This window comes from Campylobacter showae (genome assembly GCF_963515975.1).
Taxonomy (GTDB): domain Bacteria; phylum Campylobacterota; class Campylobacteria; order Campylobacterales; family Campylobacteraceae; genus Campylobacter_A; species Campylobacter_A showae_F.
This window is the reverse complement of the sequence record NZ_CAUPZM010000014.1, coordinates 45929-57685: the sequence shown is the minus strand read 5'-3', so window position 1 is coordinate 57685 and position 11757 is coordinate 45929. Positions and strand designations below refer to the sequence as shown.

General features: G+C 44.2%; 12 protein-coding genes. 4 read left to right on the top strand and 8 right to left on the bottom strand.

Annotated elements, in window-relative coordinates; genetic code table 11:
• Nucleotides 1-146: 146 nt before the first annotated feature.
• Genes RWM02_RS06505 through RWM02_RS06485 form a run of 5 tightly spaced genes read right to left on the bottom strand, consistent with a single transcriptional unit; the run spans nt 147 to nt 4772 of the window.
• The gene (locus RWM02_RS06505; RefSeq protein ID WP_314070294.1) at nt 147-1460 is read right to left on the bottom strand and encodes a DUF945 family protein; all 1314 of its coding nucleotides are present in this window, start codon (nt 1458-1460) and stop codon (nt 147-149) included.
• A complete protein-coding gene (locus tag RWM02_RS06500) occupies nt 1457-2029 on the bottom strand; it encodes a DedA family protein (protein WP_297939991.1) in 573 nt (190 codons plus the stop codon). The genes RWM02_RS06505 and RWM02_RS06500 overlap by 4 nt, the downstream gene beginning before the upstream one ends.
• Before the next feature lie 9 nt (nt 2030-2038).
• Nucleotides 2039-2629, bottom strand: a complete 591-nt coding sequence (locus RWM02_RS06495) for a lipid-binding SYLF domain-containing protein (RefSeq protein ID WP_314070291.1) — start codon at nt 2627-2629, stop codon at nt 2039-2041.
• A gap of 18 nt (nt 2630-2647) precedes the next feature.
• Nucleotides 2648-4201 (bottom strand): ribonuclease Y, encoded by a 1554-nt coding sequence (gene rny / locus RWM02_RS06490; RefSeq protein WP_314070288.1) that lies wholly within the window; start codon nt 4199-4201, stop codon nt 2648-2650.
• Nucleotides 4134-4772 carry a 5-formyltetrahydrofolate cyclo-ligase gene (locus tag RWM02_RS06485; protein WP_314070285.1) on the bottom strand — a complete coding sequence of 213 codons (639 nt, stop codon included), beginning with the start codon at nt 4770-4772 and terminating at the stop codon, nt 4134-4136. The genes rny and RWM02_RS06485 overlap by 68 nt, the downstream gene beginning before the upstream one ends.
• Nucleotides 4773-4824: 52 nt before the next feature.
• Here RWM02_RS06485 and RWM02_RS06480 point away from each other — a divergent pair, with 52 nt between their 5' ends.
• The 4 genes from RWM02_RS06480 to RWM02_RS06465 all read left to right on the top strand — a co-directional run bounded on the left by RWM02_RS06480 (nt 4825) and on the right by RWM02_RS06465 (nt 7087).
• A complete protein-coding gene (locus RWM02_RS06480) occupies nt 4825-5406 on the top strand; it encodes a TlpA family protein disulfide reductase (protein ID WP_314070283.1) in 582 nt (193 codons plus the stop codon).
• A complete protein-coding gene (gene ftsY / locus RWM02_RS06475) occupies nt 5406-6275 on the top strand; it encodes a signal recognition particle-docking protein FtsY (RefSeq protein WP_314070280.1) in 870 nt (289 codons plus the stop codon). Before RWM02_RS06480 ends, ftsY begins: the two co-directional genes overlap by 1 nt.
• A gap of 109 nt (nt 6276-6384) precedes the next feature.
• Complete coding sequence (locus RWM02_RS06470; protein WP_314070277.1) at nt 6385-6528, top strand: hypothetical protein; 144 nt, start codon at nt 6385-6387, stop codon at nt 6526-6528.
• Nucleotides 6467-7087: a suppressor of fused domain protein gene (locus RWM02_RS06465; protein ID WP_314070301.1), complete on the top strand. Its 621-nt coding sequence runs from the start codon at nt 6467-6469 to the stop codon at nt 7085-7087. The genes RWM02_RS06470 and RWM02_RS06465 overlap by 62 nt, the downstream gene beginning before the upstream one ends.
• Before the next feature lie 576 nt (nt 7088-7663).
• Here RWM02_RS06465 and ftsZ read toward each other — a convergent pair.
• Genes ftsZ through RWM02_RS06450 form a run of 3 tightly spaced genes read right to left on the bottom strand, consistent with a single transcriptional unit; the run spans nt 7664 to nt 11749 of the window.
• On the bottom strand, nt 7664-8812 hold the full coding sequence (ftsZ, locus tag RWM02_RS06460; protein WP_314070274.1) for a cell division protein FtsZ: 1149 nt from the start codon (nt 8810-8812) through the stop codon (nt 7664-7666).
• A 17-nt stretch (nt 8813-8829) separates the two neighbouring features.
• Nucleotides 8830-10263, bottom strand: coding sequence for a cell division protein FtsA (gene ftsA, locus RWM02_RS06455; RefSeq protein WP_314070271.1), 1434 nt, complete (start codon nt 10261-10263; stop codon nt 8830-8832).
• A gap of 22 nt (nt 10264-10285) precedes the next feature.
• Nucleotides 10286-11749, bottom strand: coding sequence for a peptidylprolyl isomerase (locus tag RWM02_RS06450; protein WP_314070269.1), 1464 nt, complete (start codon nt 11747-11749; stop codon nt 10286-10288).
• Between the last annotated feature and the right edge of the window lie 8 nt (nt 11750-11757).

The window sequence follows — 11757 nt, the reverse complement described above, 5'->3', positions numbered from 1 at the left end:
CAATCGATCACTTGTTTAGATTTCAAAGATTGACTAATTAGTTTAACAGTGTTAATTTAAAAAACTCGCTTTCTGTGAAGCGGAAAGTGAAGTATATAGAAAACATGCTTAAACAAACATAAAAATTTGTCTAAGCATGCTAAATTTTATTGAAAAAGAGATTTTAGAGATAAATTTTCGTTAAAGATTAAATCTTGCGTTCTTTTATTGTATTTAAAAATAGTTACGTATTTGCCGCCGTTTTCTTTAAATAGTCCGCCGTTTACGAGCATTGCATTTATTCCCTCTTTTTCCTCGCCGCTGCCGAATATAAACTCTCCCGGCGTCGTATCAAGCTCAATTTTGCCGCTAAAATTTATAGCAGTCGGGATATTGTCAAGAAAATTTTGACTATCTACCCCGTCCGGGTCGATAGAAAACTCAAAATTTGAGGCATAACTCTTGCCGGCCGCATTTTTAAAATTTAAATTTTCAAAGGTAAGCTTCGGCGCTCTTTTTATAAATTTATCAAGTGCTTGCATTATAGCCGCAAGCTGAGCTTCAGGCTCTCCCTTGGCGTTAATAATATCTTCAAACGCGGCTTTATCTAAATTTGTAAATTTCGTTTTGATCAAAAAGTCTTTAAATTCATATTTTGCATATTTTATCTTCTCTATCGTGCTCGTATCGTCCTGCGTTAGAGTATCGCTTAGCACGGTTAGCTTGGAGTCGCTCGTTATCTTTCCGATTTGCAGAGCCTCGGTGCCAGAAATCACGTCTATGCCGCCAAGTTCAAATTTATAAGCGCTATTTACGAGAGCTTTTGAGATCATATTAGGCTCGATCGGCGTTTCGTACTTCACGTCGTAGTCGATATTTTTGATTTTTATAGCAACGCCTTGTTTGCTAGCAAAGTCGATAAAATCGTTTACGAAAGAGACTCCAGTTATTTTCTTTTCGCCGTTTATATCAAAATTTAAAAACGATTTGGCGAGATTTAGTTTATTGCCGTCTTGTTCTTTTTGTACTCCGACTAGCTCAAAGACGAATTTTTTATCTCCGCCCGAAGCGCCGTCCGCGTGAAATTTGATAGGTCTCGTCGTATCAAATATCTCTTTGATGAAATTTTTATACGGGTCGTTTAAAAACTCGGCATCGCCCGCAAGCTCAAATTTACCTAACAGGCTATCAAACCCATGCGAGATATTCATGTCGATTTTTATCGCTAGATCCTCGGGCGCGCCGTACTCTTCGCCAAGAGAGACGAGCTCGTTTATGTAGCTTTTAGACAAAACCACGTCGTAGTTTGCGTGCGATTTTAGCAGACCGCCCTCAAATACGCTGTTTTTGACCTCCATACCGTTTGCTTTGATTAAGCTCAAAGCCTCGTTATACTTTTCCTCTACCTTGTTTGCATTAAATTTTAGCCCGCCAAAAACCACGCCGGCTATAATCACCAATACAATGAGTAACTTTTTCATTCCGACCTTCCTTTCTTTTTAGTCGCTTGTTGTAGATATACCCAGATGAGCGCCAGTAGCGAAAACATCGCAACCGGCATCAGCCAGCCGTTTTCGCCCATAAAATCCCACGCCCGCTCAAACGCCTCACCCGCCCAAAAGCTACCTAGTCCGAGCAAAATCGCCCAAGCTACCGCGCTAACAACGTTTATGACGCTAAATTTAGCAAACGAATACTTCGTAAGTCCGATAGCAAGCGGGATGAGAGTCTTTAGTCCGTAGATAAATTTTTTGAAAAATATTATTTTATTTCCGTGCTGCTTAAATAAAATTTGAGAGAAGGCAAGCTTGCGTTTATGCCTAGCCAGATACGGCATCACGGCCGCGCGGTTATACCTGCTGACGTAAAAAAGCAAAGTATCGCCGATAGCATTGGCGGCCGCCGCCAGCACGATACTCACGGTTATGTCCATCTTGCCCAGATGAGCAAGCACGCCGGCCGCGATGATAGCGACCATACCACCTCCAAGCGAATATAAAAACACTATCACGTACCCGTAGGTCGATAGCGAGGTTAGCATCTCTTGCAAATTCGGCCTTTAGTATTTTGAGATAGCGCCCATTAGCGCGTTGTATCCGTAGCTATCCATTCTTAGAGGCGCGTCGCTAGTTTTAGCCAGCACCGCTCCGCCAAAGCTCGCCCCTGCGAAAAACCCGTCATTGTCCGTATACGCATAAATATCGCTGGTGAAGCTAAAATCGCTCACTTTTCCATAAAATTTACCCGTATCGGCAAATGCAAACGATGCGTCGGCGTTTATCGTGATTTTGGCGTCTTTTATGTCGGCTACTAGGCTATCTTTTAGGATAAAAAGCACGAGCGAGCTATTTTCGTAACCCACCTGTAGTCCGATACTGCCGCCGCTGATATCCACGACTATCATTTCGCTGGGCGCGTACGGGTTTCCCACGAGCATCACGCCTTTGCCGTGCATACCACCCAGCACGAAACCGACTTTAGTAATGCTTGGAAAAACGACGACCGCTTTTGCGTTTTGAAGCAAGGCCTTAACCGGCGCGTCCGCGTTCTTGCGCATCGTCGTCGTAAAAGAATTTGACGCGTTTAGCACGAGTTCGTCGTTGGCGCCGAGTACTAAAACGCAAAAAATCGCTAGTAAAATTTTTCTCATTTTCTACCTAAATTTGACCTATTTCGCCATTTCTATGGCTCTAGTTTCGCGTATCACGTTTACTTTGATCTCGCCCGGATACTGCACCTTGCTCTCGATCTCTGCAGCGATCTCTTTAGCAACGAGCACCGCTTCATCGTCGTTTATGAGCTTGGCGTTTGCGATGACGCGGATCTCGCGACCGGCGTTTATCGCGTATGCCTGTTTGATACCCTCTTTGCTTTTTGCGATGTTTTCTATCTCTTCGACGCGTTTTAGGAAGCTTTCAAGCACCTCTCTACGCGCTCCGGGGCGAGCCGCGCTTAGAGCGTCCGCAGCGCAAACGGCGGCGCTTTCTACGCTAGTTGCCTCCTCGTGTCCGTGGTGGGCGTAGATGGCGTTTATGACGACGGGGTGTTCTTTGTAACGTTTGCAAATTTCAGCGCCCAGATCGACGTGGCTACCCTCAAATTCATGCGTCAAGGCCTTGCCGATATCGTGCAGCAAGCCCGCTCTTTTGGCTAACTTTTCGTCTCCGCCGGTTTCGGCTGCGATTATACCGGCAAGATGGGCTACCTCGAGGCTGTGCGCAAGGGCGTTTTGTCCGTAGCTGGCTCTAAATTTTAGCTTGCCGATTAGTTTCATTATCTCTGGATGGATTTTGCTAAGACCTAGATCGATGACGATATTTTCGCCCTCCTCTAGGATCGAGGTCTCAAATTCTTCGCATACTTTTTTATGCAGATCTTCTATCCTTGCCGGCTGTATGCGGCCGTCTTGCACCAAAAGCTCTATCACGCGCGTCGCGATCGCTCTTCGGTAAAGATTAAAGCTGCTTAACGTTATGGCGTGAGGCATATCGTCGATGATAATATCTACGCCAAGCACCATTTCCAGGGTCTTGATATTGCGTCCCTCTTTGCCGATTATGCGGCCTTTTAGCTCATCGTTTTTGATATCCACGACGTTTATCAGGCGCTCAGCGGCAAATTCCCCCGCAAATCGCGACGTGGCCTGCGCCAAAATATAATTCACGCGCTTTTTAGCCTCGCGTTTAGCCTCTTCTTCGTGTTTTCGTACGATGTGAGCGATCTCGGCACGGCTTTTTTCCTCTACTTTTTTTAGCACCTCTTCGCGTGCCTCTTCTTGCGTTAGGCCGGCGGCGTGCTCAAGCACCTTTAGCGCCTCTTGTAGTTTGGCTTGATAGCTTGCTTTTAGCCCAAGCCCCTCCTCGTAGACGCTTTTTGCTTCATTTCGGGATTTTTCTAGCTCAGCCCTGCTTTCATTTAAAATTTCTTGCTCGTTTAGCAGAGTTTGCTCTTTTTTACCTATCTCTTCAAATTTTAGCGTGTACTCTTTTTGTAGTTTTACGGTTTTGTCGTCGTATTTTTTCTTGGCTTCAAATTCGGCCTCTTGGACTTGGATTTTAGCGTCTTTTAGCGTGCGCTCGGCCTCAAATTCTATCGCTTTAGCCTTTGCTTTAGCCTGCTCTAAAAATATATTGTAGTTCGCGTCGTTGATTTTTTTAGCAATGAGATAGCCTGCGCCAGCGCCCACCGCACCTGTTCCTAAGCCGATTAAAATCTCTATCATAGATTCCTCTTTTTACGTAAATTTTGCTCGGGGTCAGGTAAAAATCACAAGTAACATCGTGATCTTCGGATATGATTTCATTTGTAAAATTGTCTAAAATTTCAACGAATATCAAGGTAGGTCGGTAAGGCAAATTTGCAAAAAATCTATCGTAAAAACCTTTACCGTGCCCTATTCGCGCCATATTTCCATCCACCCCGAGAGTCGGAACTATAGCTACGTCTATACGCTTTTTAAATATCTTGGTACTTAGCGGCTCTTTTACGCCAAATTTCGTCCGAGATACAAGCGGTAGCCTGGATTTTACCATTTCTAAACTAATACCAAGCATAAACGGAACGAAAATTTCATACTTTTTGGCTAGCTCGCGCCTCAAAATGTAGCAATTTGGCTCATAAGAAAGTGGATTAAATATCAAAATCCGTTTCGCTTTAAGCTCGGTTAGCAAATTTAAAAGCGGCTTAAACATCTTGTAGTGTTTCGCTCGCGCCGAAATTTGAACCTCTTTTTTCAAAATCCGTTTTGCGTCACGCCTAAACTCTTCTTTTATCAAATTTAACGCTCGTTTCATAAAATTTATGTATAATTCAAGCCTAAAACCAATCTTAGACAGGAATTATTCAATGAAAATAAACCTTTTGATTATACCATTTTTGGCGCTACTTTTGAGCGGCTGCGGCGATGAAAACAAAAACGACGCAAGTCAGACCAAGACGAGCGACGCCGCGCCAACTACTACTTCCGCGCCGAGCCAAAACCAAAGCGCAAGCCTGGAAGCGCCGTTTGAGCTAACGCTAATGGACGAGAGCAAGATGACGCTACAAAAATTTGACAAAGGCTTTAAGGTCGAGGGTAACGACGAGGCGATTTTGTTTAACTTTTTTGCCACTTGGTGTCCGCCGTGCAAGGCGGAAATCCCGCACCTAAACAACCTAAGCGATAAATTTAAAGGCAAGCTAAAAATCGTAAGCGTACTTATGGAAGATAAGTCAAAAGACGAAATAGACGCTTTTATGAAGAAATTTAAAGTAAATTTCGGCGTTAGCTACGGCGAAAATAACTTCCTCTTCGCAAAAGCTCTAGGCGGCGTCGTAGGCATCCCATACATGGTGCTTTATAAGCCAAACGGCGAATACGCCACGCACTACGTCGGGCTCGTGCCGGAAGAGATGCTAGAAAGCGATATAAATAAGGTGATCGACTGATGTTTGGTTTTTTAAAAAAAGGGCTTGATAAGACGCTAACGGCGATACGCTCGTCAAAGCCCGCCGATAAAAAAATCTCAAAGGAAATTTTAGAAGAGATCTTGCTAGAAGCCGACATCACCTACGAGATCGTCGAAGAAGTCCTCTACTATCTGCCGCCGCAAAACGAGGTCAAAAAAGACGATCTAAAGCGGCTTTTAAATACCTATTTTATATACGAAAACGAGCGCGAAGTAAAAAGCGCAAAGCCTTTCGTGGAGCTCATTTTGGGCGTAAACGGCGCAGGCAAGACGACCACGATCGCAAAGCTTGCGAATTTATATAAAAATGAAGGCAAAAGCGTGATTTTGGGCGCTTGCGATACGTTTAGAGCAGGAGCCATCGAGCAGCTACGTCAGTGGGCGCAGCGAACGGGCGTGCCTATCGTCGCTACGCAGCAGGGCCACGATCCATCCGCGGTCGCCTTTGACGCGATAAGCTCGGCCGTGGCTAAAAACCTAGACAACGTCATCCTAGATACCGCCGGCCGCCTGCAAAATCAGACGAATTTAGCTAACGAGTTAAGCAAGATCGTGCGCATCGCAGACAGAGCCTACGCAGGCGCGCCGCACCGCAAGATCCTCATTCTCGACGGCACGCAGGGCAACGCCGGCCTAGCGCAGGCAAAGGCCTTTAACGACATCGTGAAGCTTGATGGCGTCATCATCACCAAACTTGACGGCACGCCAAAGGGCGGAGCGCTTTTCGGCGTTGCACGCGAGCTGGAGCTGCCGATACTCTACATCGGCACCGGCGAGACGATGAACGATCTAGTCAAATTTGACCCGCACGATTTCGTAGATACTATCGTGGATGAAATTTACGCCTAAATCTTATAGGCGTAAATTTTAGCTTTTTTTAATTTATCCCCATTTCCTTAAATTTGCAAATTTTATATATAGTACCCGCGCTTAACGCAACTCGCTAAAAGGCATAAAAATGACGACGCAAGAGTACGAGGCTAAATTTAGCGAGGACGACGCGCCCGGCTGGGACTCCGATAGCACGCGCGCTAGAAAATATCTACGATCCCGCAAACGAATGCCACTACCCGTCGCGGCTACATGCGAGCCTGGGCGGTGAGGATTATGTAGAAGGCGTTAGTATATTTGATTTCGTCGAGGGCAAGCCGCACCGCCACGTCGTGAGCTTTGGTATGAGTGAGCTTTATTATGATCCGCAAAGCACGCAGGAAGAATTTAGCGGTTGGGGCTTTGAGTTTAGAATGTGTGTTGCGCCGTTTGCGGACGATCCTAACTCAGAGTCCTTTGGCAGCAAGGTAGTCCCAAACGAGCCTTTTTGGACGATATCCCTCATGCAAAATCTCGCCAAATACGTCTATAAAAGCAAAAAATGGTTCGAGGCTTACCACTTCATACCGACCAATTCTCCCCTGCGCCTTAATACGGACACGAAACTCGTAGGCGTCGCCTTCGCGCCCGATCCGGTACTTGGCGGCATAGATACACCAAACGGCAGAGTCGAGCTCCTCCAGATGGTGGGTCCTCACGTAGCGCGAGCTAGACTGGCTACGCGAGGACCCGACTACGCAGCGCGTAGAACGGCTCATAGAGATGATGCACAAGGACAATCCTCCGCTAATCACCGACCTAAAGCGCACCAAAGAGTATATTTAATTTAAGACCGGCTCGGCAAATTTAACCCTGCCGGCAAGCAATCTCGCTAGAAATTTGCTAGCCAAATATCTCTTTTATCGTTTTTGCGACCATTTTCTAACAGCAATACATTTAGCAAATTTTCACTGTGCCTTTCCAAAATTTCACTCACGTACACTGCATGAAAACCCGCTCGTCCGCGTCCGCTCGCACCAAAATACGTACAAAATCCCGCCGAGCTTATACCCTACCCCACTGCCCTCAAGCCGCCAGGTCGGATGGTGCTTCGCCAGATGCGCCGCGTAGGGCGCGTCGAAAAACTATGCGATACCTACGCTATACAGTTTGAGCATAAAAATCCTACTAAAGCACCTTCTGAAATTTATTGTTTTTACAGCCTATCGGTATCAAGCAGTTTCATAGTTAAATGCAAATGTTAAACTTTGGTATGATGATTTCTTTGATATATCTTGATTTATATCTATTTGAATTTTAATTGTTAAAAATTTTAGTAGTAATCTTGGTAAATTTCTACAGTCTTGTAGATATTAAAAAACCAATACAGTCAAATTTAAAAAGGATTGGAGACCCAATCCTTTTTATTAATCCATTTGGTTTCTGATGTAAGATGGCGTTTCAAGGACTATCGATGCTTCTTCGCTGTTGTATCCGCCGCTGACCTTTAGTCTGCTTATTCTTTGATCTAGAAACGAGTTTTTAGAATTTATCGTAGCAGGAGCAGGAGTAGCTACGGTAGGATTTTCATCTTCTCTACCCTGAAAGCCGGTTGCGATGATGGTAACCTGAACTCTGTTGTTCTCAAAGCTTTCGTCGCTTGTTGTGCCCCATATGATATCGGCATCGTCGTCGACTGAATTTTGTATCAAGCACATTGCCTCTTCGATGTCGCTGAAAGGAGAATCCGGGTGGTACTTAAAGTGAACTAGAACGCCCACGGCGCCGTTTATAGTGATGTCGCTTAGAAGCGGAGACTGGATGGCGTTTTTGATGGCTTCTTGCGCTGCGCCTTCGCCCTCTGATTCGCCTATGCCAAGTAGCGCCATACCGCGGTGCTCCATTACCTTTTTGACGTCCGCAAAGTCGGAGTTTATATCGCTATTTCCTGAGTCAAGTACGATGGTACACATGCCGCTAACGGCACGAGCTAAAACATTATCAACTATTTTAAAACTTTCTTTGATGCCCGCTTTTTTGTCTATAAGCGCTTTTAGTCTTTGGTTTGGTATTACGACTATAGAGTCAGACTCTTTTTTGAGCTCGTCAAGGCCTTTTAGAGCTAGGTTGTAGCGCTTTTTACCCTCGAAATCAAACGGCATAGTTACGACTGCTATCGTTAGAGCGCCTATCTCTTTTGCAGCTTGCGCTACGATAGGGGCTGCGCCCGTACCTGTACCGCCGCCAAGACCGGATGCTACAAATACGATATCTGAATACTCAAGAGCGGTTTTGATCTCCTCGTAGCTCTCCTGGGCAGCTTTGCTTCCTATGTCAGGATTCATACCTGCGCCAAGACCTTTCGTGATCTTTTCTCCGAGCTGAAGCTTTGTAAAGGCCAAAGAGCTATCAAGAGCCTTTACGTCAGTGTTTGCGACTATTAGCTCGATGTCCATCTCGCCGCCTTTTTCTCTTATGATATGATTTATCATATTGCCGCCGCCGCCGCCTACGCCTACTACTTTGATCTTAGCGCCGTATGAAGGTTTTTTCTCTTCTACCATAAAGTTACCCATCTTAACTCAGTCTCCTTTTAAAATAGTTGTGTTAGTTTGTTCCAAATTTGAGAAAATACGTTTGGTTTTTTCTCTTTTTTGCTCTCATCTTCGTTCAGTTCGTCTTGCAAAGTTCTTTCATCGTCTATTCTTAAATCATCTATATAGTTGTCGTCTAAAACCGTTCCGTTGAAAATTTTCTCTCCATTTTCGTCGGGCTTTTTGCTGTCGTCTTTGTTCTTGGATTTGGAATCGTCCACTATATTTTTTAAATTTTTATTTCTCAAGATAGCTTCGTCTTTAAAGCGCATTTTCTTTTCGGAGTCGATCTCGTAAGGCGTAAAGTAGCCTGCGCCGTACATACAAAGTCCGATCGCGCAAGAATTTGCCGGATCTCGCAAAATCTCGTAAAGCCCTTCCATCTCTTTTGGTCTTGCTATACGGACCGGCATATTGTCAAATATAACCGAAGCAAGCTCCCTGATGCCCTCAAGCTTAGTCATGCCGCCCGTGAGCACTACGCCCACCGCTATCGAGGCCTTATATCCGCTATCTTCGAGCATCTTGGCTAGTATCATTAGGGTCTCTTCGGCCCTTGCATAAATTACGTTTGAGATAACGTCAAGAGATACTTCTTGTGTCTTTCCGTCGTCGTTTATCGGAGGGATTTCTACTAACTCATTTGCTTTATTTATAAGAGAGCCGTAGCTTAGCTTTATCTCCTCAGCCTTTAAAATAGGCGTATGAAGTGCAGCAGAAAGGTCGTTTGTGATATTTGCCGAGCCGATACCTAAAAATTCGTTATATCTTATCGAATTTCCGGAATGAACCAGCATATTGCATGTGGCGCCGCCCATATCTATAAATGCTACGCCCAAATCCTTTTCATCTTGATTTAGCGTCGCGATAGCCGAAGCGTAGCTCGAAAGCACGATATTATCAGGCTCGACCCCAGCCAAATTTAACGCTTTCCTGAGGTTGCTCAGAGATGATTTTTGCGCCATTATGATATGAGTTTGTACCTCGAGTCTGCTTCCGTTCATACCCAAAGGATCTTCTATATGCTCCTGGTCGTCTACTTTGAAATTATAAGGAAGTATGTGTAGTTTCTCGTAATCGCTATGGATTTGCGCCCTTCGCTCAGACTCTGACATTGAGCGGTGGATCTCTTTTATGCCGATTTCGTATGTCGGTACGTTTACTACGCCGTTACTTTCGACGCTTTTCGTGTAAGCTCCCGAGATCGACACCACTACTTTTTCATAGCGGGTGCCGGCTATCCTTTGAGCATCTATTAAAGCGCTTTTTATTGATTTTGAAGCTAGTTCGATGTTCGTTATGACGCCCTTTTTTATACCCTGAGTTTTTGCGGTTCCTATTCCGATTATTTTAAGCCCTGTCTCATCGTGCTGCCCTATGACTGCACAAATTTGAACGGAACCTACGTCGATGCCTAAAATTTTAGTACCCAATTCAATACCTTTTTAAAATATTTTACTTTTTACTAACGTAATATTCTACTTTATAACGCTTAGAAAGCGCACCGCTCAAATCCCTAATAAGCTCGTTATTTTTTAAGAAACCTACATTTTGCGTTATTATTTCTTTATATTCTTTCTCTTTTTCGCTGTTTGTTAGTTTTTGTTCCGCTATCTCGTAAACTACAGCCTTATCGCCAAGCAATACATAGCCCTTTTTGCCGCCCTTTTCAAACAGGCGATTGACGAAGATATTAAACTCGCCCTCGCTTAGTCCGCCTTCAGCTTTTACGGTATCTCTACTAACAAACCCTATATCGGTACCTTGAAATCCTTTTTCAAGCAACTCTTTTGCCTTTGCTTCTACGATTTCTTTGGTTTTTTGCTCTTTGTAAAGTTCTAAAATTTGATCCCTCGCCTCGTCAAAACTCATTACTCTTGGAGCCACAATCTCTTTTACTTTTACTATCATATAGCCGTCTTCGTATTCAAACGGCTTTAGCGTGTCGCCCTTTTTGGCTAGCTTTAGCTCATCCATCGGCAAGCTTGCATTATCTTCAAATGTAGATATCAAAACGTCTGCTTGCTTTTCGTCTTTTTTGATTTTTAGATACTCTTCAAGAGCGACTTTTTTAGTTTGCTTTAGGTTGTAGTCTTTTAGGACTTCGTCTTTGACGGCTTCAAATTCTTTTATCTTGTCGTCGCTACCTTTGTACTCGTTTTTGTTTTCGTTGTAAAATTCTGTTAGCTCGTTAGCATTTGCATCACTTGATATAGCTGGGATAAATTTGGTATCAAGCTTAAATTCGGTCATAGTTTTATATTCATTCTTGTGCTCTTCCCAGAGTTTTTTTAACGCATCTTCATCTATTTTTATTTCGTCAGAGCCAGCCTCTATGACTTGCATCGAGATTTTATCCTGCATCAAAAAACTAGCCGTTAGCATATCTATATCTTGAGCATTTGCAGGCAAATTTAAAGCGTGTCTTAGTTTGTCTAAAAGTATCACGTTTTTTAAACCCTCTTCATATTCGCTTTCAGTGATTCTAGCTCTTTTTAGGGTATTTTTATAAAGCTCTTTGTCAAATTTGCCGTTTGAGTGAAAGTTTTGATCGGCGATGATGTATTTTACTATATCTTCGTCGTTTACGCCAAGCCCTAAATCATCGGCAAAATTTAAAAGCATAGCGTCGTTTACTAACGCTTCTAATGCTAAATTTTCTATGCCTAGCTCGCTTGCTTTTTCGTCGCTTAGCTGTCCGTCAAAAAGCTGGCTGTAGTATGCGTGAAGCTGACCGTATCTGTTTTGAAACTCTTGGATACTTATATTTCTATGTCCGACCTTAGCTACCGAGCTAGCTCTGCTCGCGTTTAGATCGTATGCTCCCCATCCGACGAAGCCCGCTCCGACGAAGGCTATCGTGCTCACCCAGATCGTCACGACGAGGTATTTTCTATGCTTTTGCATCCAAGTTATCATCTAGTTCC

Bases quoted from the DNA above. Each gene is read 5' to 3' on its own strand.
- RWM02_RS06450 (WP_314070269.1), bottom strand. From the start codon at position 11,749: ATGATAACTTGGATGCAAAAGCATAGAAAATACCTCGTCGTGACGATC.
- RWM02_RS06485 (WP_314070285.1), bottom strand. From the start codon at position 4,772: ATGAAACGAGCGTTAAATTTGATAAAAGAAGAGTTTAGGCGTGACGCA.
- ftsY (WP_314070280.1), top strand. From the start codon at position 5,406: ATGTTTGGTTTTTTAAAAAAAGGGCTTGATAAGACGCTAACGGCGATA.
- RWM02_RS06495 (WP_314070291.1), bottom strand. From the start codon at position 2,629: ATGAGAAAAATTTTACTAGCGATTTTTTGCGTTTTAGTACTCGGCGCC.
- RWM02_RS06505 (WP_314070294.1), bottom strand. From the start codon at position 1,460: ATGAAAAAGTTACTCATTGTATTGGTGATTATAGCCGGCGTGGTTTTT.
- RWM02_RS06480 (WP_314070283.1), top strand. From the start codon at position 4,825: ATGAAAATAAACCTTTTGATTATACCATTTTTGGCGCTACTTTTGAGC.
- RWM02_RS06470 (WP_314070277.1), top strand. From the start codon at position 6,385: ATGACGACGCAAGAGTACGAGGCTAAATTTAGCGAGGACGACGCGCCC.
- ftsZ (WP_314070274.1), bottom strand. From the start codon at position 8,812: ATGGGTAACTTTATGGTAGAAGAGAAAAAACCTTCATACGGCGCTAAG.
- rny (WP_314070288.1), bottom strand. From the start codon at position 4,201: ATGATAGAGATTTTAATCGGCTTAGGAACAGGTGCGGTGGGCGCTGGC.